Below are 18774 nucleotides of genomic sequence, written 5' to 3'. Positions count from 1 at the left end.
ATTGCCTATGCTTTGAATTCGCTGTTAGCGGGTTTCGTCGGGGGCGCGCCGTGTGCCGCTCCAATGATTTGAGAGAGCACGCTTCATCCACCTGTCGGCGACGACAGACTTCATCCAGGGAGTCAGCAGATGAGCACGATCATCACGAAAGACGGTACGGAAATCTTCTACAAGGATTGGGGCAAAGGCCGCCCGGTTGTCTTCTCGCATGGCTGGCCGTTGTCAGCGGACGCCTGGGACGCGCAGATGCTGTTTCTCGGCAGCAAGGGCTTTCGTGTGATCGCGCACGACCGGCGCAGCCATGGCCGTTCGGCGCAGACGTGGGACGGCAACGACATGGATACCTACGCCGACGATCTGGCCGCGCTGATCGAGCACCTCGACCTGCAGGACGCCGCGCTGGTCGGCCATTCGACTGGCGGCGGCGAAGTCGCGCATTACATTGGCCGTCACGGTACGAAACGCGTGGCGAAGGCTGTGCTGATCGGTGCTGTGCCACCGCTGATGCTCAAGACGGAGGGCAACCCCGAAGGCACACCGATCGATGTCTTCAATGGCATCCGCAAAGGCGTGGTCGACGATCGCTCGCAGTTTTTCAAGGATCTGGCGTTGCCGTTCTACGGCTACAACCGTCCGAACGCGAAGGTGTCGCAAGGCGTGATCGATTCATTCTGGGCACAGGGCATGGTCGGCTCGATCAAGGGGCTGTATGACTGCATCAAACAGTTTTCCGAAGTCGACTACACGGAAGATCTGAAGAAGATCGACGTGCCGACGCTGGTACTGCATGGCGACGACGACCAGATCGTGCCGATCGACGCGGCAGGCCGCAAGACGGCGAAGATCGTGAAGAACGCCACGCTCAAGGTCTATCCTGGCGGCCAGCACGGTATGTGCACCGTCGAGGCGGACAAGGTGAACGCCGACCTGCTGGAATTTATCGGCTCGTAGTGTGCTGACGTAGCAAGTGCGGCGGCGCGCGTGGCGATTGCTACGCGCCCGCCGCGCCTTGAAGCCATGTATGGCTGCGCTGCTCAGACAGTTGGCCAGCCGATACGCGCTGCTCGACGCAACGACGAGCGAACCACCAACCGGTGGAACGGCGCGATGGCGAAGATATAGAACCGCCCGAGTCCATTGTGGCAATGCACGACGGTCGAAAGGATCAGATAGCGCGCGCTGCCTTCGCGCGTATCGCGTGTTTGCTGCAATATCGAAACCCTGAAGTCGAGATGACTGTCGTTCTCGCCGAGAATGATCTCGCGCGCGCTGCGCGTGTAGATTCGGAAGAAGTCGACCCGCTCCCTTGAACCGGGTGGATTCTCCATGCGCAGTTGCTTCGACGTCTTGAGGCCGAAGCGGGCGACCAGCGCATCGCGCAGCTCCAACAGTTTCGCGATCCATCCCGGCTGGTGGGCGAAGACGAAACGCGCGAGCAATTCCGGGTCGTCGATTGCATCGTCCGGCAGGCGGATCGCGTAGGCGTCCGCGAGGTCGGGGGCATCGTACAGACGGGTCACGCTGGATTCAGCCGGCAAAGCGACAGAGCGTACGGAAAGGTTGACGTTTGGCATGGGGGCGTACGTCGCTAAAAAGGGATCGGGCAGTGAAGGGGCTTCGCTGTTGTCGCGCGGCAGTTCCAGGTGCTCGCACGCGCGTCAAGTCTACGCGTGACTGAGGGCGGTGCACATTGGGCGACCAGGTGTGTTCGTCGGCCACGCGGCTTACTTCGCGTTGATTACCTTTTTGTTGTATGACGTCGCATAAATAAATTTCTCGCACACGTTTGATTCTTAAAGCTAATTCCATGTTGCCAGCTGATTGATCCGGGTAAATGCCTAGTTGAAATCTGCCTTCCCATCGTTAATAGTACGTTATCGTACAACTAGCGGATCGTTCTCGACCCGCTTCCGCCACGGCTGACGAGCTTGCCGTCCTGCGGCGCTAATCGCGCGCGGCGCTGTAAAGGAACCCCCTTATGAAGAAGATTGCCCTGAGTGGAGCCGGTGGCCAGCTCGGCTCGGTAGTGCGGACTGCGCTGATCGGGCGTGGCATTCCGTTGCGTTCGGCCGCGGGTTCGAAGCCCCTTGTGCCGCTGGTGGAAGGCGAGGATGTGATGCACGGCGACCTGCGCGATCCGGCTGTCGTGGATCGCCTGCTCGAGGGTGTCGACGTGCTGATTCACTTCGCCGGCACGAGCGTGGAGCGTCCGCTGCCCGAAATCATCGATAACAACCTGCGCGCGCTGGTCGAGGTGTACGAAGGCGCGCGTCGGCAAGGCGTTCGGCGCGTGGTGTTCGCCAGCTCGAATCACGCGATCGGCATGTATCCGGTCGGCGAACATCTCAGCCTCGACTGCGCGCTGCGCCCGGACGGTTTTTACGGCCTGAGCAAGGTATGGGGCGAAGCACTGGCGAGAATGTACTGGGACAAACACGGCATCGAGAGCATTTGCGTGCGCATCGGCAGTTGTCTCGAACGGCCTACCGAACGCAGGCACCTGAGCACCTGGTTCGGTCATCTCGACCTGCTGCATTTCCTCGACCGCTGCGTCGAGGCGGAGGACGTAGGGTTCATCACCGTGTGGGGCGTCTCGGCCAACAAACGCAGCTGGTGGGACAACAGCGGCGCCGAACGCCTCGGTTACCGGCCGACCCAGGACGCCGAGGTCTACGCCAGCGAGGTGCTGGCGCGGCCGAACCCGCTCGATGCATTGGGCCAGCGCTATCAGGGCGGCAGTTTCGTCGGTATCGATTACTCGCGCGACGACGCCGCGAGCCGGCCGCTCTGACGGGTTAAGGAATACGAGGAGACGTAGTCATGAAAATCAAGGGCATCCGCTGGTGGATGGTCAGTCTGGTCGCGGCCGGGCTCATCATCAATTACCTCGCGCGCAATACATTGTCGGTGGCGGCGCCGACGCTGATGAAAGACCTCAACATCACGACGGAGCAGTACTCGCACGTCGTGGTGGCGTGGCAACTTTGCTATGCGTTCATGCAGCCGGTCGCGGGCTATGTGCTCGATACCGTTGGCACCAAGATCGGCTTTGCGGTGTTCGCGCTTGCGTGGTCGCTGGCCTGTGCCGCGGCAGCATGGTCGACGGGCTGGCGCAGCCTGGCGTTCTTCCGCGGCGTGCTCGGTATCGCCGAAGCGGCGGGCATCCCGGCCGGCGTCAAGGCGACGAGCGAGTGGTTCCCGGCCAAGGAGCGTTCCGTTGCGATCGGCTGGTTCAATATCGGCTCGTCGGTCGGCGCACTGCTGGCGCCGCCGCTGGTCGTTTGGGCGCTGTTGCACGGTCAATGGCAATGGGCGTTTCTGATCGTCGGGGTGGCGGGGATTGTCTGGAGCGCGTTGTGGATTCTGCTTTACAAGCACCCGCAGAAACAGAAGCTCCTGAGCGACACTGAGCGCGATTACATCCTCAACGGACAGGAGGCGAAGCACAGCGAAGCCGGTGCGGTCAAACGCAGTTGGGCGGCGATGCTCGGCAGCCGCGACTTCTGGGCAATCGGCATTCCCCGGATTCTTTCCGAGCCGGCCTGGCAGACGTTCAACGCGTGGATCCCGTTGTACATGATGACCGAGCGGCACATGAACCTGAAGGAAGTCGCGCTGTACGCGTGGATGCCTTTTCTGGCTGCGGATATCGGCTGCGTGCTCGGCGGCTACCTCAGTCCGCTGTTTCACAAGTACGCGAAGGTCTCGCTGTTCACGTCGCGCAAGCTGGTCTTCGTCGTCGGCGCGCTGTGCATGATCGGGCCGGCCTGCGTCGGGCTGGTGGCTAGCCCCTACGCGGCCGTTGCGCTGCTGTGCGTCGGCGGCTTTGCTCACCAGACGCTGTCCGGTGCGCTGTACGCGATCACGTCCGACATGTTCGGTAAAAACGAAGTCGCCACCGCTACGGGCATGGGCGGCATGGCGGGCTACCTGGGCGCGGCGGCATTTACGGCGCTGTTCGGCGTGCTGGTCACGCAGATCGGTTACAGCCCGTTGTTTGTGGTGCTGGCGGTGTTCGACATCATCGCGGCTGCTGTGGTGTGCCTGTTGGCCCGAAGCAGCGACAAGACACCCGAGCCGCGTTGGGCGGCGGAGGGTGCTGTGGCCAGGTAAGTCACAGCGGCTTGACCCGGACCGCGAATCGCGCCGGGAAATGAAAATGGCGGCGTCTTCGGACGCCGCCATTTTTTTCGCCCGTTTAATGCTGGTGTGGTGTTGACACTGATACGGCATCACGCGAAGTCTCCGGCATGGTGTATGCCGGAGACCGCTTGTCCGTCAGCCCACCAGCGAGCTGTTATACGTGACGCCGCCGATCATCACGTTGCTGAGTGTGATGGATTTCACGTTGTTCACGAAGAATGAGACATTGGAGGCGAGCGTAAGGCCTCTGTTTTTTAGACTGACTCGCTCAGGCCGTGAACGCGCAAATACGCCGCTCCAACTTCTCTATCGGTAATAGAGCAGGTGGAGCAGCGCCTGGAGTGGGGCCTGTGGGTTTAGCCGGCCTGCTGGCCGATTTCGTGGTTGGCGAGTATTTCGAGCGCGCGCACCATGGCGGAGTGATCCCACGCCTTGCCGCCATGCGCCACGCAGGCGTTGAAGAGTTGCTGGCAGGTGGCCGTATTGGGCAAGGACACGCCAAGTGCCTGAGCCGTCGAGAGCGCGAGATTCAGATCCTTCTGGTGAAGCTCGATGCGAAAGCCCGGATCGAAGGTGCGCTTCGTCATCCGTTCACCGTGCACTTCGAGAATGCGTGAGGACGCAAAGCCGCCCATCAATGCTTCGCGTACGCGTGCCGGATCGACGCCGGCCTTGGAAGCGAGCAGCAAGGCTTCGCCGACGGCCTCGATCGTCGCGGCGACGATCACCTGATTGGCAACCTTGCACACCTGACCGGCGCCGACAGCGCCGATCAGCGTGACGTTCTTGCCCATCATGTCGAAGAGCGGCTTGACGCTTTCGAAGGTCGCCGTTTCGCCGCCCACCATGATGGTCAGCGAACCGGCCTTGGCGCCGACCTCGCCGCCTGAAACCGGCGCATCGAGATAGTCCGCGCCGCTCTTACGCACGCGGGCGGCGAATTCGCGCGTGGCCATCGGCGAAATCGAGCTCATGTCGACGACGGTTTGTCCCGGACGCAAGGCTTCGGCGAGACCGTGTTCGCCAAACAGCACGCGTTCGACGTCCGGCGTATCCGGCACCATGACGAAGATCACGTCGGCATGCGCGGCCACAGCGGCCGGGCTGTCACACGCAACAGCGCCGGCCTGGGTGAGATCGTCGGGCACGCCGCTGCGCGTAAACGCAGCAAGGGGCACACCGTTTTTAAGAAGGTTGGCGGCCATGGGCTTGCCCATGATGCCGAGTCCAATAAAGCCAGCTTTTTGCATGGAGTTCTCCGGAGATGTCATAGCGGCCGTCTCTACTTCGAGTCCGCTCATTTCTGCATGAAGTGTTTTTGAACCGTCTGCGCAGCGGTTTTCAGCAGTCCCATATCGGCACAGACCGCGACGACGCGGCAGCCCATCGAGATATAGCGCTCCGCGTCGGCCTGCACGGGGGCTAGGATGCCGCTGGGCTTGCCGGCGGCCTGTGCGCGCTCGAAGACGTGCGCAATGGCCTGCTGCACGTCGGGATGATTCGGGTTGCCGATGTGGCCGTAGGCGGCCGCGAGATCGGACGGTCCGACGAACACGGCGTCGACACCGTCAACGGCAAGAATCTCGTCAATGTTGTCGACCGCTTTGCGGCTTTCGATCTGGACGATGACGCAGACGTTGTCGTTAGCGATGTCGAAGTAGTTGGTTACCGTAGCATAGCGATTGCCCCGGTGGCTCACCGACACGCCGCGGATGCCCTGCGGCGGATAACGCGTCGAGGCGACGGCGTGAGCCGCATCTTCGGCGCTCTCGATGAACGGCACCAGGAAATTCGAGAAGCCGCTGTCGAGGAGGCGTTTGATGAATACGCTGTCGTTGGCCGGCGGGCGCACCACCGGCGCGCTCGAACTGTCCTTGAGCGCCATCAACTGGGGGATCAGCGTCAGAACGTCGTTCGGTGCGTGTTCGGCATCCAGCAGCATCCAGTCGAAGCCGACAATACCGAGCAGTTCTGTGACAATCGGGCTGGCAAGCGAAGCCCAGCAGCCGATCAGGGTTTCGCCGCCGCAGACGGCACGGCGAAAGCTATTGGGTAAGGGCTGGTAGGGCGTGGCGACTGTCATGAGTTTGTCTCCTCGAACTGCAATTTACCGGGTAAGCTCCGACGTTTGCTGAACCAAATGTTATAAGTTGTCGTATGTCTTAACGCAGATTAGCATTGGGCCGTTCGCCTGTAACGGCCACGTAAACCCGAATTCCTTGTGGGGCAGGGGTTTCGGGTTGCGCATAGGCTCATCTATGTTGTAGGATGACCTATATCTAAGATGTCCATCCAAGGAAAGCGAAATGTCTATTACCGGCGAAATGCTGATTGGTCGCAAAGCAGTGCGCGGCGAGGAAAAACCTTTGCTGGCGTTCAATCCCGCCACGGGCGCCGAGATCGCCGAGCCGGTGTTCGGCAGCGGTTCGGTTGCGAATGTCGAGCTTGCCTGCGAACTCGCGCAGAAGGCGTTCGACCCGTACCGGCATCTGCCGCTCACCGTGCGCGCCGAGTTTCTCGAGCGTATCGCAGACGGCATCACGGCGCTCGGTGACGCGCTGATCCAGCGCGCGCACGAAGAGTCGGGTCTGCCGAAAGCGCGCCTCGAAGGCGAGCGCGGCCGCACGACGGGCCAGCTCAAATTGTTCGCCCAGGTCGTACGCGCCGGCCAATGGCTCGCCGCGACGCTCGATTCGCCGTTGCCCGAGCGCAAGCCTTTGCCGCGCTCCGATCTGCGCATGCAAAAGATTCCGCTGGGTCCGGTTGCCGTGTTCGGCGCCAGCAACTTCCCGCTCGCGTTTTCGGTGGCAGGCGGCGATACCGCTGCGGCGCTCGCGGCGGGCTGCCCGGTGGTGGTGAAGGCGCATCGCGCTCACCTGGGCACCTCGGAGATGGTCGGCCGCGTGATTCAACAGGTCGCGCGGGACATGGACTTGCCCGAAGGCGTGTTCTCGATGATCGTCGGCGCCGGCAATTCCGTCGGCGAAGCGCTGGTTGCGCATCCGGCGATCAAGGCGGTGGGTTTCACGGGTTCGCGCGCAGGCGGCACGTCGCTGATGCGCGTCGCGGCCGCGCGTGCCGAGCCGATTCCGGTGTACGCGGAAATGAGCAGCATCAACCCGGTGTTCCTTCTGCCGAATGCGCTGTCGCAACGCGGTGAGACCATCGCGCGCGGCTTCGTCGATTCGCTGGTGCTGGGCGCGGGGCAGTTCTGTACCAACCCGGGGCTCGCGATTGCCGTCGACAGCGACGCACTCAAAGGTTTCGTTGCAACGGCGTCCGAGGCACTGAGCGGCAAGCCGGCCCAGACCATGCTGACGGCCGGCATTCACGCAGCCTATGAAGACGGCGAAGGCAAACTGGCTGCGACGAAGGGCGTCGAAACGGTTGCGCAAGGCGTTGACACAACGGGTCCGACGCAGGCGCGCGCGGCCTTGTTCGTGACCGATGCGCTGACCTTTCTGTCCACGCCGGCGCTGGAGGACGAGGTTTTCGGGCCTGCGTCGACGATCGTGCGTTGCAAGGACGAGCAGGAATTGCTCGCGGTGGCGGAGCACTTTGCCGGTCAGTTGACTGCCACGGTGCAGATGGATAGCGCCGATCTGGCAGCGGCGAAGAAGCTGGTGCCGATTCTCGAGCGCAAGGCCGGCCGGATTCTGGTCAACGGTTTCCCGACGGGCGTCGAGGTTTCACACGCGATGGTGCACGGCGGCCCGTTCCCGGCCACCTCCGATAGCCGGGCCACGTCAGTCGGCACGACCTCGATCGAGCGTTTCCTGCGCCCGGTTTGCTATCAGGATTTCCCGGCGGATCTGCTGCCCGAAGCGCTGGCCGATGCTAATCCACTGGACTTGTGGCGTCGTCGTGATGGCGAGATTACGCGCAGCTAAGTCATGCATGAGTGCATGAGCGGCGCGCAAGTGGGCGCCGTGTGAGATAAAAAAATGGCCGGGATGCATTTCAATGCCCCCGGCCATTTTTGCATTCAGCGTGATGAATCAGTGCTTGCGCAGCGCAAAGAATCAGCTATTGGTTTCCGCGGCTTCGTTCGCGCGCCTGAGCCGCTCGCGGCTATTCGACAGATGCATACGCATTGCCGCACGCGCCCCTTCAGCATCGTGCCGCGTGATCGCCTCGAGAATGCTTTCGTGCTCGAGATTGACGAGCGACAGATACGCGTCGGGCTCGGCACGCGCGATCCCGGCCGAATCGAGCCGGTTGCGCGGAATCAGCGCGCTGCCCATTTGCGTCAGGATGTCGACGAAATACCGGTTGCCGGTTGCGCGCGCCACGGAGATATGGAACTGCAGGTCGGCGTCGACGCTATCCAGCCCGTTGTGGCGGGTGGCCTCGATCGCATCGAGTGCGCTGCGCATGCGCGCAAGATCGTCCGGCTTGGCTCGTTGAGCCGCCAGACCCGCGCACTCCGTTTCGAGGCTGATGCGCAGTTCGAGGATGGACAGCACGTCGCGCAAGGTGGTGGCGGGCACCATGTCGATGCCGAGCTTTTCGCGCTGCGGTTCCAGCACGAAGCTGCCGATGCCATGGCGCGTCTCGATGATCTTGCCCGCCTGCAAGCGTGAAATCGCTTCGCGGATGACGGTGCGGCTCACGCTCAGCGTGACCATCAATTGCGATTCGGTCGGCAGTTTGTCGCCGGGCTTCAAGGCGTTAGACGCGATTTGCTCGGTGACGTAGCTGACGACAAACTCGGCAAGATTGCGCGCGCGCCGTGGCGGTGCTGCGGATGCCAGTGGTGTAGCCATCGAAAACGCCCCTTGAATCAGATAGTTGCAGGTACTTCCTGCGATTCATTATACCGTCGTCTGACGACTGATTATAGAAACGCCGGATCATTTTCGGCATCGGTGTCGGACCTGGCGTCGATGCCCGGTTTCAGGCGCCTGGCGGATAGACCGCGTTATTGTGCAGGCGCCCCGGGGAAGTACGATAACCGCCTGGCGGTTAGCCTTGGCGCAGTTCGACCCGTTTGATGTCTTTCACGATCACGAGATAGCTGAACACCGTCAGCAAGGCATTCAGGCCGACGAAAACCAGCGCGCCGTTGAACGACCCGGTTTTCGCGACGACGTAGCCGATCACGATGGGCGTCACAATGCCGGCGATATTGCCGAACATATTGAAGATCGCGCCCGACAGACCGAGGGCCTCCTTCGGCGACGTATCCGCCACGACGGCCCAGCCGAGCGCCCCGATACCTTTGCCGAAGAACGCGAGCGACATGAGCGCGACGACGATCCAGTCGGTCGACACGTAATTGCAGCCGACGATGCACGCCGACAGCAGCATGCCGCCGACAATCGGCACCTTGCGCGCGATGGTGAGCGAATGTCCGCGCCGGATCAGCCCGTCGGACAGGATGCCGCCCAGCACGCCACCGGAGAATCCGCAGATCGCGGGCAGCGATGCCACCAGACCCGCCTGCAGAATCGTCATGCCGCGCGCCTGCACGAGGTAGATCGGAAACCAGGTCAGGAAGAAGTAGGTCAGCACGTTGATGCAGTACTGGGCGAGATAGACGCCGAGCAGCATGCGGTTGGTCAGCAGTTGACGCACCAGCGACCAGCCGCCGGTGCTGGCGATGTCCCCAGCCCCGGCTCCGGCTACTTTCTTGTGCCCGTTCACCACGCCGCCGCCCTGTTCGATGTAATCGAGCTCGGTGCGCGAGACCCGCGGATGGTCGGCGGGATTCTTCATCACCTTCAGCCAGGTGAAGGCAAGTAAAAGTCCGGCCACGCCCATCACGAGGTAGACCGCGTGCCAGCCGAACGCGTGGGTCAGCCATGCCATCAGCGGCGTGAAAATGACCGCCGCAAAGTATTGAGCGGAATTGAAAATGGCGGACGCCGTGCCGCGTTCATTGGTGGGAAACCAGCTTGCCACAACCTTGGCATTGGCCGGAAACGCCGGCGATTCGGCCGCGCCCATCGCGAAGCGCAGCACGAACAGCGCGGTGACGGCCGCGGCTGCGCTGCCCAGCATGCCGACCGAACTTTGCAGCAGCGTGAACAGCGACCACAGGAAAATGCTTGCCGCGTAGACGCGCCGCGCGCCGAAACGGTCGAGCAGCCAGCCGGCCGGCAATTGCGACAGAACATAGGCCCAGCTGAACGCGGAGAAGATGTAGCCCATTCTGATCGCGTCGAAGCCGAACTCGGCGCGCATCGCGGATCCGGTTACCGAGAGCGTGGCGCGGTCCGCGTAATTGAATGTCGTGATCACAAAGATCAGCAACAGAATCGCGTAGCGGACTTTGGTGCGCTTTGCGACGTGGGCGGGGCTCGCGGTGCGGCTCATTTCCATCGTCATCTCCTGAATTTTTATCAGTAAAAAGCGCCCGGCGACGTTGCCGTCCCGGGCGCTCCTTGCAGTGCCGTGCGTGACCCGGGTTCGCCGGGATTCGCGCCGTACCGTCTTACTGCGCGCCGAGCTTCTTGATCAACACGTCGAGTTGCGCCACTTCTTCTTCGGTCAGATCGGTCAGCGGTGCGCGCACCGGACCCGCGCTGTGGCCGACCAGCTTCGCGCCGGCCTTCACGATGCTGACCGCGTAGCCCTGGCGGCGGTTGCGGATCGCCAGATACGGCAGGAAGAACTCGTCGAGCAGCTTGCCGACGGTTGCCTGGTCGTCCGCGGCAATCGCGCGATAGAAGTCCATCGCGGTCTTCGGGATGAAGTTGAACACCGCCGACGAGTACACCGGCACGCCCAGCGCTTTGTAGGCCGCGGCGTAAACTTCAGCAGTCGGCAGGCCGCCGAGGTACGAGAAGCGGTCGCCCATACGCCGGCGGATCGACACCATGTTCTCGATCTCGCCCACGCCGTCCTTGAAGCCGATCAGGTTGGGGCAGCGCTCGGCCAGCCCTTCGAGCATGTCGGCGTTAAGCTTGGAGTTGGCGCGGTTGTAGATGATCACGCCCATGTTCGGCACGGACTTGCAGACTTCTTCCGCGTGCGCCGCGATACCTTCCTGACAGGCTTCGGTCAGGTAGTGGGGCATCAGCAGAATGCCGTTCGCGCCGTGACGTTCGGCTTCCTGGGCATAGGCGATCGCCACGCGGGTCGGGCCGCCCGCGCCGGCGAGAATCGGCACCTTGCCTTTGCAGACTTCGGTTGCCGTGCGCACGACGTTCGAGTAGTCGTTATGCGTGAGCGAGAAGAATTCGCCCGTGCCGCCGGCGACGAACAGCGCCGAAGCACCGTAAGGCGCGAGCCATTCCAGACGCTCGGCATAGGTATCGGCGCGGAATTCGCCTTGTTCGTCGAAGTCGGTAACGGGGAAGGACAGAAGGCCTTCCGAAACGATCTGCTTGAGTTCCTGCGGTGTCGTCATGATGAATATCCAGGGCGTCGAATAGGGGTGGTATGTAGAAATGGAGATTTCTTATACGTCATCGTACAACAACAAATCGACTAACTCAACGGTGTTTTCACGGCATAATGTACGTCATAGGGTAAATACGGAACGTCTGCTTAATCTTGTATGTTGTAGGATGACGTATGAATGGTTGACGCAGTAGGCGTGAAACCGCCATAAGGATCGATGCAATGGAACAAACCCCGCTCTACATTCGCGTTCACCCCAATGACAATGTCGCGATCGTCGTCAACGACGGCGGTCTGGGTGAGGGCGCCGTGTTTCCCGATGGTCTTGCGCTGCGCGAGCGTGTTCCGCAAGGGCACAAAGTCGCGCTGGCCGATCTCGCGGAGGGCGACGAGGTCATCCGCTATAACGTGGTGATCGGCTACGCGCTCAAGGATTTGCCGAAGGGCAGCTGGATCAACGAACACGTGATTCGCATGCCGAGTCCGCCAGGACTGGAAGATCTGCCGATCGCCACCATCAGGGCGCCGGAAATGCCGCCGCTGGAAGGCTTCACGTTCGAGGGCTATCGCAATGCCGACGGCTCGGTCGGCTCGCGCAACATTCTGGCGATTACCACCACGGTGCAATGCGTGGCCGACGTGGTTCAGCACGCGGTCACGCGCATCAAGGCAGAGTTGCTGCCGAATTATCCAAACGTCGACGATGTAGTGAGCCTCGGGCACACCTATGGCTGCGGCGTCGCGATCGACGCGCCGGACGCGATGGTGCCGATCCGCACCGTGCGCAACATCAGCCTGAACCCGAACTTCGGCGGCGAAGTGATGATGGTCAGCCTCGGTTGCGAGAAGCTGCAGCCTGAACGTCTGATGCCGCCGGGCACGATTCCCATTGCCGCCGCTGCGAATGTTGCCGAAGTGGCCGACATCGGCGACGTCGAGGCCGAACTGAACGGCGGCGTGGTGGTGCTTCAGGACGACGCGCATGTCGGCTTCCAGTCGATGATCGAGTCGATCATGAGAATGGCCGACGGCCATCTGAAGCGGCTGAACAATCGTCGCCGCGAGACTTGCCCGGCCTCTGATCTGGTGGTCGGCGTGCAGTGCGGCGGCAGCGATGCGTTTTCCGGGCTGACCGCGAATCCCGCAGTGGGCTTTGCCACCGATCTGCTGGTGCGCGCCGGCGCGACGGTGATGTTCTCCGAAGTCACCGAAGTGCGCGACGGCGTCGATCAACTGACGGCGCGCGCGGCCAACGCGGACGTGGCGGCGGCGATCATCCGCGAGATGCAGTGGTACGACGATTATCTGAAGCGCGGCGGCGCGGACCGCAGCGCCAACACCACGCCGGGCAACAAGAAGGGCGGCTTGTCGAACATCGTTGAAAAGGCGATGGGTTCGATCATCAAGTCGGGCAATTCGGCGATCTCCGGTGTGCTGTCGCCCGGTGAAAAGGTCAGGCAGAAGGGCCTGATTTACGCCGCCACGCCGGCGAGCGATTTTATCTGCGGCACGCTGCAGGTCGCGGCGGGCATCAACCTGCACGTGTTCACGACCGGCCGCGGCACGCCGTACAGTCTCGCGGAAGTGCCCGTCATCAAGGTCGCGACGCGCTCCGATCTCGCGCGCCGCTGGCACGATCTGATGGATGTCAATGCCGGTACCATTGCAACCGGTGCGGCGACGATCGAAGACGTGGGTTGGGAGCTGTTCCGCCTGATGCTCGACATCGCCAGCGGACGTAAAGAGACTTGCGCGGAGAAGCTCAAACTCCACAACGCGTTGACGCTGTTCAATCCGGCGCCGGTGACCTGATAGCGCCGAGCGCAATCACGATTGCAGCGACGACGCAATCACGACGCAATGACGAAAAAGACTGAGACATGACTGACTCGAACCTTAACCGCCCGGCGGCGCGGAAACCATTTCGCCGTCTTCTGCTCACCGGCGCGGCCGGCAACCTCGGCCGGCAGTTGCGCGGTGCGTTGGCCGCATGGGCCGATGTGGTGCGCGTTACCGATATCGCCCCGCTGGGCGAAGTGGCGGCGCACGAAGAAGCGTCGATCGTGGATCTCGCGGATGAAGCCGCTGTTCACGCGCTGCTCGAAGGCGTGGATGCGGTCGTTCATCTGGGCGGTATTTCCGTCGAGGCGCCGTTCGAAGATCTGCTCGAAGCGAATATCCGCGGCCTGTACAACCTCTATTCGGCTGCGCAGAAGCAGGGCGTGAGGCGCATCGTGTACGCGAGCTCGAATCATGCCGTGGGTTTTCATCCGACGACATCGGTGCTCGATATCGACGCGCCGCTGCGTCCCGATAGCCTGTATGGCGTGACGAAATGCTTCGGCGAATCGCTGTCGCGCTATTACTTCGACCGCTTCGGTCTCGAGACGGTGTGCCTGCGGATCGGTTCGTCGTTCGAGCAACCGAAGAATCCGCGCATGCTCGTCACCTATCTGAGCTTCCGCGACTTCATCGAGCTGGTGCGCTGCTCGCTGTTCACCAATCGGGTCGGGCACGCGATCGTGTATGGCGTGTCGGATAACCGGACCAAGTGGGTCGATAACACAGGGGCGGCGTTTCTCGGGTTTCGCCCGCAAGACAGCTCCATCGAGTTCGAACATCTCTTTCCGGTCACGGCGCCGACCGCCGAACTGGACGATCCGACGCAGCATTTCCAGGGCGGCCCGTTCGTGCTGGCCGGCCCAATGGAGCCGAAGCGGTGAGCGCCGTGGCGAACCCGCGGGTGGAGCGTGTCGAGGCGGCAGGGCAGGCGCCTGCGTCGGTTGGCGAGAGTCCGGTGTGGCGTGTCGCGGAGCAGGCGCTCTACTGGGTGGATATTCCGGCTCAAAAGATCGTGCGGCTAAGGCTCGATTCAGGAGCGCGTGCCGAGTGGCAATTGCCCGAGAGGGTAGCGTGCATCGCTTTCGATCAATACGGCACGGTGCTGGCGGGCTGCGAGACGGGACTCTTCGCGGTCACGCTGACTGAAGGCGCATCCCGCGGCGAAACGGTGAAGGTGACGGGCAGAAAGCTCGCCGCGCCGGTCTTTGCATTCGACGACATGCGCTTCAACGACGGCCGTTGCGATCGGCAAGGGCGTTTCTGGTCCGGCACGATGGTGCAGGACATGGCGGCTGCCAATCCCGCGGGCGCGCTCTATCGCTTCGACGAGCGCGGCGTGTTGTCGGCGCCGGTCGTCGACGCGTTGATCACGCAGAACGGCCTCGCGTGGTCGCCCGATGGGACCACGATGTATCTGTCGGACTCGCACCCTCTGCGCCGGCAAATCTGGGCATTCGATTACGACGTCGAAGCGGGCGAGCCGCGCAACCGGCGCGTATTCGCCGATCTGCATCACTATGCCGGCCGGCCGGACGGCGCCGCCGTGGACGCCGACGGCTGCTACTGGATCTGTGCAAACGACGCAGGCCGGTTGCTGCGCTTCACGCCGCAAGGCAAGCTCGACCGCCAGATCGCCGTGCCGGCTGTGAAGCCGGCAATGTGCGCGTTCGGCGGCAGCAATCTGGATACGCTGTTCGTGACGTCGATTCGTCCCGCCACGGGCGCGAGCGAACACGACGGCCATCTCTTTGCCGTTCGCCCCGGCGTGACCGGGCTGCCCGAGCCCGAATACGCGGGCAAACTCTGAAAAAGCAACGTGAATGAGGTGGGCGCCGGGGAATTAGCACGCCGGCGCCGAACAGTTGTCACCTTTTATTCATCACTTGTCGTACAACATAGTGGCAAAAATGCCACTCTCGGGTCATCTTCCTCTCTACGAAAAATATAAATCAACGAAGTGAGGATTTTGCTCGGACTCCTTTCTGTATTGGCTTTGATGCCGATTTTCGGCTCAGAAGCTTTTACGTCTAATCCGCTGTCCTGCGGGTAAATACCGGCTGTACAACTCATACCGTGTTTTATAGACTTCATATGTCGTCGTACAACATATGAGCCCAAACAAATTGCTTTCGAGATAGCTTTTGGGCCGCTGGACAAAGAGGCTGGCGTTCTCTGCGCGTGTGATTCGTTTCGCGCGGGATTCATGCCGATGCAGTTGAAGTAAGGAAGTCGAGTTGTCTGACAGGAGTGCTGAGCATCTGTGCCGGGGACGTCAAACAGACCAGCACGGCAAAACGCACGCTACCCGGTAGGGGCGGCGTGCGTAGAGCCGGGAGACGCATCAAAACCATGTCGCATCCGTAAGCGGCTCACCGAAGGCGGCCCCGTGAAAGCGGTCCTCCGCAAGCGGCCTTCCGCATCTGGATGATCTAATTTCAAGGAATGTCACGATGAAAAACAAGTTTGCCTCTTCCCGTGTTTCGATGATTGTCGCGGCCTCCGTGCTGGCGTTCAGCACCGTGTCGGCCCACGCGCGCGTGTTCCGTGTGTCGGATGTGCATGGCGATACTTATCCGACCAATATGGCCGTGAAGTACATGGGGGAAGAAATCAGCAAGGCAACCGGTGGCAAGGATTCCGTGAAGGTCTTTGGCAACAGCGCGCTGGGTTCCGAAAACGACACGATCGATCAGGTGCGCATCGGCGCGCTGGACATGGCGCGCGCTAACGGTGCTGCGTTCAACGAGATCGTGCCGGAATCGATGATTCCGTCGCTGCCGTTCCTGTTCCGCGACATCGACCATTTCCGCAAAGTGATGTACGGCCCGGAAGGCCAGAAGATTCTCGACGCCTTCAAGGCGAAGGGCATGATCGCGCTGACGTTCTATGAGAGCGGCGCGCGCTCGATGTACGCGAAGAAGGCGATCCATTCGCCCGCCGACATGAAGGGGCTCAAGGTGCGTGTGCAGCCTTCGGATCTGATGGTCGACGAAATCAAGGCGATGGGCGGTACGCCGACGCCGATGCCGTTCGCCGAAGTCTATACGGGCCTGAAGACGGGTCTCGTGGATGGCGCGGAAAACAACCTGCCGTCGTACGAAGAGACCAAGCACTTTGAAGTCGCGCAGGTTTACTCCGAAACCCAGCATTCCATGACGCCGGAAGTCCTGGTGTTCTCCAAGAAGGTTTGGGACACGCTGACGCCGCAAGAGCAGGACATCATCAAAAAGGCGGCGGCTGACTCGGTGCCTTACTACGAGAAGCTGTGGACGGCGCGTGAAGCCGACGCGGCAAAGACGGTCACGAAGGGCGGCGCGACGATCGTCACCGCGTCGCAGATCGACCGCCCGGCCTTCGTGAAAGCGATGCAGCCGGTCTGGGCGAAGTATGAGAAGACGCCGCAAATGAAGCAGCTCGTCGACGAAATCCAGGCAGTCAAATAAGTTCGGCAGTGTCGCGGTGGAGAAAAACCTTGCAGCAAGCGCTGGAGGTTTTTCTCGCCGCGCGGTCTCCTGAACCGATGCCGGTTAGCAGGATTCCTGAAGATTAAATATAAGTCCGCTGTAGGCAAGGATGGGGTCAATGAGATTCATGAAGCGCCCAAATGATTTTCTCTTCCGCGTGCTGGTGGTCGTGGCGTCGGTGAGTCTTGCCACGCTGTGCCTGTTGGTGATTTATAGCGTCGTGATGCGCTATGTCTTCAGCGATGCACCGGATTTCGTCGAGCCCATTGCCCTCCTGCTGGTGATTGTGATCGCCATGTTCGGCGCCGCGCTCAAGGTTCGCGAAGGCGGCCATATCGGGCTTGACTCGCTGGTCAAGAAATTGCCGCCGAAGGGTCAGGTGATCGCCCATGCGTTCCAGCATATCTGCCTGATCGTGTTGGCTGTCGCGATTTTCTTCGGCTGCTGGCAGATGGCGGAGACCACGATGGAAGACAAGATCCCGATTCTGGGCCTGCCGGAAGCGCTTCGTTATCTGATTCCGGTGATTGCCAGCGCCTGCATCGCTTTGTTCTCGTTCGAGAACCTGCTGGGGCTTTTCGCACAGAAACAAAAATAGAAGAATCATGGAACTTGCCATCCTCTCAGTTAGTTTCCTCGTTTTCCTCGTATTCGGGGTTCCTGTTTCGTTTGCGCTGGGACTCTCGTGCGTCCTGACGTATCTGTATGAAGGCTTGCCGGCGGCCACCGCCATGCAGTCGATGATTTCGGGAATGAACGCGTTTTCGTTTCTCGCGGTGCCGTTCTTCATTTTCTCCGGCGAGTTGATGCTGCACGGTGGTATCGCCGACCGCATCCTGCGTTTCGCGCAAGCCACGGTGGGTCATTTCCGCGGTGGGCTCGGTATGGCTAACGTGGTCGCGTGCACGCTGTTCGGCGGCGTGTCCGGTTCGCCGACGGCGGATACATCCGCTATGGGCGGCGTCGTCATCCCGCTGATGAAGCGCGAAGGCTACAGCGCGGCCTATGCAGTCAACGTGACGACCCATTCGTCGCTGGCGGGCGCATTGATGCCCACGTCGACGAACATGATCATCTATGCGTTCGCGGCCCAAGGCATTACCGGGACGTTGAACGGTCACCAGATGAGCGGCGTGTCGATCGGCGATCTGTTGTTTTCGGGTCTGTTGCCGGTTCTGTGGGTGATGGGTTTCGTGCTCATCGCCGCGTACTGGCAGGCGGTGAAATTCGGCTATCCGCGCCGTCCTGACGGCTCGACTGAGTTGCAGCGCTTTCCCGGCTGGTTCGCGGTGGCCCGCACGTTCCTTGGCGCGTTGCCGGGCTTGATGGTGATCGCGATCATTCTGTTCTGCGTGGCGAGAGGGATTGCCACCGCGACAGAAGCGGCGGCGATTGCGGTGGCTTATTCACTGGTCTTGACCATCGTCGTGTATCGCACGATGACGATGAAGAAGCTCGCTCATGCACTCGGCAAGGCGGCCAAAACCACCGGCGTGGTGCTGTTGCTGATCGGCGTGTCGAACATGCTGCGCTACCAGATGGCCTATCTGGAGATTCCCGACGCAATCGAACACATGCTCGACGGCGCAACGAGCCTGCCCTGGTTGATGCTGCTCTACATCAACATCATCCAGATCTTCCTCGGCACGTTCGTCGACATGGCCGCGCACATCCTGATCACCACGCCCTTGTTCCTGCCAATGGCGATGCACGCGGGCGTTGGCCCGGTGCAATTCGGCATCATGATTCTGCTGAATTGCGCGTTGGGTCTCGTGCATCCGCCGATTGGTTCGGTGCAGTTCATCGGCTGCGCGATCGGCAATGTGTCGATAGGTGAAACCACCAAGGTGGCGTGGCCTTATTACCTGGCTATCTTCAGCGCGATCAACATTGTGACGTACGTACCAATGTTTTCGACGTGGTTGCCTAGCCTGATCAATGGTCACCCGGTGTTTTGAACGCCTGATAAAGAGCCGGC

General features: G+C 61.5%; 16 protein-coding genes. 10 read left to right on the top strand and 6 right to left on the bottom strand.

Going from position 1 to position 18774, the window contains the following annotated elements:
- Positions 1–129: 129 nt before the first annotated feature.
- Positions 130–951: an alpha/beta fold hydrolase gene (locus ACOSV0_RS31595; protein WP_434111325.1), complete on the top strand. Its 822-nt coding sequence runs from the start codon at positions 130–132 to the stop codon at positions 949–951.
- 83 nt (positions 952–1034) lie between these two features.
- On the opposite strand, the gene ACOSV0_RS31590 is transcribed toward ACOSV0_RS31595, so the two are convergent.
- Complete coding sequence (locus ACOSV0_RS31590; RefSeq protein ID WP_434111323.1) at positions 1035–1574, bottom strand: DUF2867 domain-containing protein; 540 nt, start codon at positions 1572–1574, stop codon at positions 1035–1037.
- A gap of 404 nt (positions 1575–1978) precedes the next feature.
- On the opposite strand from ACOSV0_RS31590, the gene ACOSV0_RS31585 reads away from it, so the two are divergent.
- On the top strand, positions 1979–2791 hold the full coding sequence (locus ACOSV0_RS31585) for an NAD-dependent epimerase/dehydratase family protein (protein ID WP_434111321.1): 813 nt from the start codon (positions 1979–1981) through the stop codon (positions 2789–2791).
- Positions 2792–2820: 29 nt separating this feature from the next.
- Positions 2821–4113 carry an MFS transporter gene (locus ACOSV0_RS31580; RefSeq protein ID WP_434111319.1) on the top strand — a complete coding sequence of 431 codons (1293 nt, stop codon included), beginning with the start codon at positions 2821–2823 and terminating at the stop codon, positions 4111–4113.
- Positions 4114–4499: 386 nt separating this feature from the next.
- Here the strand turns inward: ACOSV0_RS31580 and ACOSV0_RS31575 are convergent, their stop codons facing one another.
- Complete coding sequence (locus tag ACOSV0_RS31575; protein ID WP_434111318.1) at positions 4500–5393, bottom strand: 2-hydroxy-3-oxopropionate reductase; 894 nt, start codon at positions 5391–5393, stop codon at positions 4500–4502.
- 47 nt (positions 5394–5440) lie between these two features.
- Positions 5441–6226, bottom strand: coding sequence for a 2-dehydro-3-deoxyglucarate aldolase (gene garL / locus ACOSV0_RS31570; RefSeq protein WP_434111315.1), 786 nt, complete (start codon positions 6224–6226; stop codon positions 5441–5443).
- A gap of 223 nt (positions 6227–6449) precedes the next feature.
- Here garL and ACOSV0_RS31565 point away from each other — a divergent pair, with 223 nt between their 5' ends.
- On the top strand, positions 6450–8033 hold the full coding sequence (locus tag ACOSV0_RS31565) for an aldehyde dehydrogenase (NADP(+)) (protein ID WP_434111312.1): 1584 nt from the start codon (positions 6450–6452) through the stop codon (positions 8031–8033).
- A 132-nt stretch (positions 8034–8165) separates the two neighbouring features.
- Here ACOSV0_RS31565 and ACOSV0_RS31560 read toward each other — a convergent pair whose 3' ends face one another.
- From ACOSV0_RS31560 to kdgD, 3 genes are all read right to left on the bottom strand, one after another.
- Positions 8166–8909 carry a FadR/GntR family transcriptional regulator gene (locus ACOSV0_RS31560; protein ID WP_434111310.1) on the bottom strand — a complete coding sequence of 248 codons (744 nt, stop codon included), beginning with the start codon at positions 8907–8909 and terminating at the stop codon, positions 8166–8168.
- Positions 8910–9108: 199 nt separating this feature from the next.
- Positions 9109–10467, bottom strand: a complete 1359-nt coding sequence (locus ACOSV0_RS31555) for an MFS transporter (protein ID WP_434111308.1) — start codon at positions 10465–10467, stop codon at positions 9109–9111.
- A 112-nt stretch (positions 10468–10579) separates the two neighbouring features.
- On the bottom strand, positions 10580–11497 hold the full coding sequence (kdgD, locus tag ACOSV0_RS31550; RefSeq protein ID WP_434111306.1) for a 5-dehydro-4-deoxyglucarate dehydratase: 918 nt from the start codon (positions 11495–11497) through the stop codon (positions 10580–10582).
- A gap of 215 nt (positions 11498–11712) precedes the next feature.
- Between kdgD and garD the strand changes: the two genes are divergently transcribed.
- The 6 genes from garD (at position 11713) to ACOSV0_RS31520 (ending at position 18754) form a co-directional block, all read left to right on the top strand.
- A complete protein-coding gene (gene garD, locus ACOSV0_RS31545) occupies positions 11713–13302 on the top strand; it encodes a galactarate dehydratase (RefSeq protein ID WP_434111304.1) in 1590 nt (529 codons plus the stop codon).
- A gap of 68 nt (positions 13303–13370) precedes the next feature.
- The gene (locus ACOSV0_RS31540) at positions 13371–14213 is read left to right on the top strand and encodes an NAD-dependent epimerase/dehydratase family protein (RefSeq protein ID WP_434111302.1); all 843 of its coding nucleotides are present in this window, start codon (positions 13371–13373) and stop codon (positions 14211–14213) included.
- The gene (locus ACOSV0_RS31535; protein WP_434111300.1) at positions 14210–15139 is read left to right on the top strand and encodes an SMP-30/gluconolactonase/LRE family protein; all 930 of its coding nucleotides are present in this window, start codon (positions 14210–14212) and stop codon (positions 15137–15139) included. The genes ACOSV0_RS31540 and ACOSV0_RS31535 overlap by 4 nt, the downstream gene beginning before the upstream one ends.
- 643 nt (positions 15140–15782) lie before the next feature.
- Positions 15783–16775, top strand: coding sequence for a TRAP transporter substrate-binding protein (locus tag ACOSV0_RS31530; protein WP_434111298.1), 993 nt, complete (start codon positions 15783–15785; stop codon positions 16773–16775).
- Positions 16776–16914: 139 nt separating this feature from the next.
- The gene (locus ACOSV0_RS31525) at positions 16915–17394 is read left to right on the top strand and encodes a TRAP transporter small permease (protein ID WP_434111296.1); all 480 of its coding nucleotides are present in this window, start codon (positions 16915–16917) and stop codon (positions 17392–17394) included.
- A gap of 7 nt (positions 17395–17401) precedes the next feature.
- On the top strand, positions 17402–18754 hold the full coding sequence (locus tag ACOSV0_RS31520; protein ID WP_434111294.1) for a TRAP transporter large permease: 1353 nt from the start codon (positions 17402–17404) through the stop codon (positions 18752–18754).
- Positions 18755–18774: the final 20 nt, after the last annotated feature.

Origin of the sequence: Paraburkholderia caffeinilytica (assembly GCF_051027425.1) — a bacterium.
Taxonomy (GTDB): Bacteria; Pseudomonadota; Gammaproteobacteria; order Burkholderiales; family Burkholderiaceae; genus Paraburkholderia; species Paraburkholderia caffeinilytica_A.
This window is presented reverse-complemented; position numbering and strand designations above follow the sequence as displayed.

What these genes read in the sequence shown, in the direction of transcription:
- ACOSV0_RS31595 (WP_434111325.1), top strand. Translation starts at nt 130, where the DNA reads ATGAGCACGATCATCACGAAAGACGGTACGGAAATCTTCTACAAGGAT.
- ACOSV0_RS31590 (WP_434111323.1), bottom strand. Translation starts at nt 1,574, where the DNA reads ATGCCAAACGTCAACCTTTCCGTACGCTCTGTCGCTTTGCCGGCTGAA.
- ACOSV0_RS31585 (WP_434111321.1), top strand. Translation starts at nt 1,979, where the DNA reads ATGAAGAAGATTGCCCTGAGTGGAGCCGGTGGCCAGCTCGGCTCGGTA.
- ACOSV0_RS31580 (WP_434111319.1), top strand. Translation starts at nt 2,821, where the DNA reads ATGAAAATCAAGGGCATCCGCTGGTGGATGGTCAGTCTGGTCGCGGCC.
- ACOSV0_RS31575 (WP_434111318.1), bottom strand. Translation starts at nt 5,393, where the DNA reads ATGCAAAAAGCTGGCTTTATTGGACTCGGCATCATGGGCAAGCCCATG.
- garL (WP_434111315.1), bottom strand. Translation starts at nt 6,226, where the DNA reads ATGACAGTCGCCACGCCCTACCAGCCCTTACCCAATAGCTTTCGCCGT.
- ACOSV0_RS31565 (WP_434111312.1), top strand. Translation starts at nt 6,450, where the DNA reads ATGTCTATTACCGGCGAAATGCTGATTGGTCGCAAAGCAGTGCGCGGC.
- ACOSV0_RS31560 (WP_434111310.1), bottom strand. Translation starts at nt 8,909, where the DNA reads ATGGCTACACCACTGGCATCCGCAGCACCGCCACGGCGCGCGCGCAAT.
- ACOSV0_RS31555 (WP_434111308.1), bottom strand. Translation starts at nt 10,467, where the DNA reads ATGGAAATGAGCCGCACCGCGAGCCCCGCCCACGTCGCAAAGCGCACC.
- kdgD (WP_434111306.1), bottom strand. Translation starts at nt 11,497, where the DNA reads ATGACGACACCGCAGGAACTCAAGCAGATCGTTTCGGAAGGCCTTCTG.
- garD (WP_434111304.1), top strand. Translation starts at nt 11,713, where the DNA reads ATGGAACAAACCCCGCTCTACATTCGCGTTCACCCCAATGACAATGTC.
- ACOSV0_RS31540 (WP_434111302.1), top strand. Translation starts at nt 13,371, where the DNA reads ATGACTGACTCGAACCTTAACCGCCCGGCGGCGCGGAAACCATTTCGC.
- ACOSV0_RS31530 (WP_434111298.1), top strand. Translation starts at nt 15,783, where the DNA reads ATGAAAAACAAGTTTGCCTCTTCCCGTGTTTCGATGATTGTCGCGGCC.
- ACOSV0_RS31525 (WP_434111296.1), top strand. Translation starts at nt 16,915, where the DNA reads ATGAGATTCATGAAGCGCCCAAATGATTTTCTCTTCCGCGTGCTGGTG.
- ACOSV0_RS31520 (WP_434111294.1), top strand. Translation starts at nt 17,402, where the DNA reads ATGGAACTTGCCATCCTCTCAGTTAGTTTCCTCGTTTTCCTCGTATTC.